Source organism: Mesorhizobium sp. M4A.F.Ca.ET.022.05.2.1 (genome assembly GCF_003998845.1).
In the GTDB taxonomy this organism is placed as follows: Bacteria; Pseudomonadota; Alphaproteobacteria; order Rhizobiales; family Rhizobiaceae; genus Mesorhizobium.
Window position 1 is genome coordinate 1 of record NZ_RZOJ01000636.1, and the last position, 2,157, is coordinate 2,157.

Below are 2,157 nucleotides of genomic sequence, written 5' to 3' on the forward strand. Positions count from 1 at the left end.
CCAGGTCCTCGGCGCTCGGTGCCGGCTCGGCCGGCTCGGGGCGAATCTCCAGCGCCGCCGACTTCGCCGCCATCAACTGGTCGAGCAGGTCGGGCGAGGGCGCCCGGCGCAGCGGCCGCACCGTCTCGGGCGGCGGCGCGGCGAGGATGATCGCGCGCGCGTCCTCCAACGCGGCCTCCGGCAGCGGCATCAGGCGCGGCGTGCCGTTGCGCGGTTTTGTATCGGTCGGGCCGATGCGCAGGCCGAGCGGCCGGCGCGACAGCGCGGGACCCAGCGCCATGAACTGGCCGCGCTCGAGGTCGCGAAAGGCTTCCGCCTGCCGCCGCTCCATGCCGAGCAGATCGGCGGCGCGCGCCATGTCGATGTCGAGGAAGGTGCGGCCCATCAGGAAGTTGGAGGCTTCCGCCGCGACGTTCTTGGCAAGCTTCGCCAGCCGCTGCGTGGCGATGATGCCGGCAAGCCCGCGCTTGCGGCCGCGGCACATCAAATTGGTCATCGCGCCGAGCGAGAGTTTTCGCGCATCGTCCGAAACCTCGCCCGCCACCGCGGGCGCGAAGAGCTGCGCCTCGTCCACCACCACCAGCATCGGATACCAGTGGTCGCGCGCGACCTCGAACAGCCCGCCGAGGAAGGCGGCGGCGCGCCGCATCTGGTTCTCGGCGTCGAGCCCTTCGAGGTTGAGCACGGTGGAGACGCGGTGGATGCGCGCCCGCTCGCCGGCCGCCTGCAGGCCGCGCTCGGTATGCTCCTCGGCATCGATCACCAGATGGCCGAAGCGCTCGGCGAGCGAGACGAAGTCGCCCTCGGGATCGATGATGGTCTGCTGCACCCAGGGCGCGCTCTGTTCGAGCAGCCGGCGCAAGAGATGCGACTTGCCGGAGCCGGAATTGCCCTGCACCAGAAGGCGGGTCGCCAAAAGCTCCTCGAGGTCGAGCGCCGCCGTGGCCCCCGCGCTCGTCTCGCCCATCTCGATCGCAACCGTCATCTGTCGACTCGAAAAAGTTTCCCTGCCGGCCTTATCAACCGAAGCGCGGCGGGTCGAGCGCGCCGGACATGGACGGGCCGTTGTTCCCCAGCTCTTCGGTGGCCGCTTACGCCTGGCCGCGCAAACCCCGAGCGCGCCCCAGTCAAGCTCTGCTTGACCATTGCCAAGCCCGGCGACATTGTGGATCACAAGTTGCAGTTCCTTAGCCAAGTGGTCGTGGCAAATGGATTTTCGCGACGCCATCGATCGGTCGCTGGCCTGGGCCGGCGGATGGTTCGACTATGCCGCCACGCCGTGGTTCGTCTATCAGGTCGGCATCATCGCCGCGCTATTCGCGCTGGCTAAGCTCGCGGCGCTGCGCGTCGAGCCGCTGGTGGAGGGCCAGGCACGCCAGATCAAGGGCCATCCCGGGCTCTTGCGGGTGGTGATCGCCCTGCTGCGGCGCACAGACTGGATCCTGTTTACGCTTTTCCTGTTTGCCGCGCTCAGCCTGCTGCGCGCCGTCACCTGGCCAAGCCGCACCCATCTCATCCAGGTCGCGCTCCTGCTCGCGCTGGCGTGGCTGTTCGCGACGGTGCTGTCGCGCATCATCCGCAACCGCCTCGTCGCGCGCACGCTGGGCTGGCTGGCCTGGATCTATGCGGCCCTTGTCATCCTGCACATCAGCGATGACGCGGCCACCGTCCTCGACAGCCTCGCGATCCCGCTTGGCGCGGTCCGGCTTTCGGCGCTCATGGTGCTGAAGGCGGCGCTGCTCCTGGTCGCGACGGTCTGGCTGGCGGTGGTCGTCGGCAATTACATCGACGAGCGCGTCCGCCTCTCCGAGGAACTGACGCCGTCGATCCGCGTCCTCGTCGGCAAGGTGGCCAAAATCGGCCTCGTGCTGGTGGCCGGCGCCGTCGCGCTATCGGCCGTCGGCCTCGACCTGACGGCGCTGACGGTGTTTTCCGGCGCCGTCGGCGTCGGCCTCGCCTTCGGCCTGCAGAAGGTCGTCTCCAACTTCGTCTCCGGCGTGATCATCCTGCTCGACAAGTCGATCAAGCCGGGCGACACGATCTCGCTCGAAGGCACGTTCGGCTGGATCCGCGAATTGCGGGCGCGCTTCGTCTCGGTGGTGACGCGCGACGGCCGCGAGTTCCTGATCCCCAACGAAGACTTCATCACCCAAAGGG

The 2,157-nt window shown here is 68.7% G+C and carries 2 protein-coding genes; one reads left to right on the top strand and one right to left on the bottom strand.

What is annotated here, in order from left to right:
- On the bottom strand, positions 1-985 hold a 985-nt coding region (locus EN745_RS33905), incomplete at its 3' end, for an ATP-binding protein (protein WP_145992306.1).
- A gap of 223 nt (positions 986-1,208) precedes the next feature.
- Here EN745_RS33905 and EN745_RS33910 point away from each other — a divergent pair.
- Positions 1,209-2,157 (top strand): mechanosensitive ion channel domain-containing protein (locus tag EN745_RS33910; protein ID WP_127423249.1); only part of this gene is annotated, 949 nt, incomplete at its 3' end.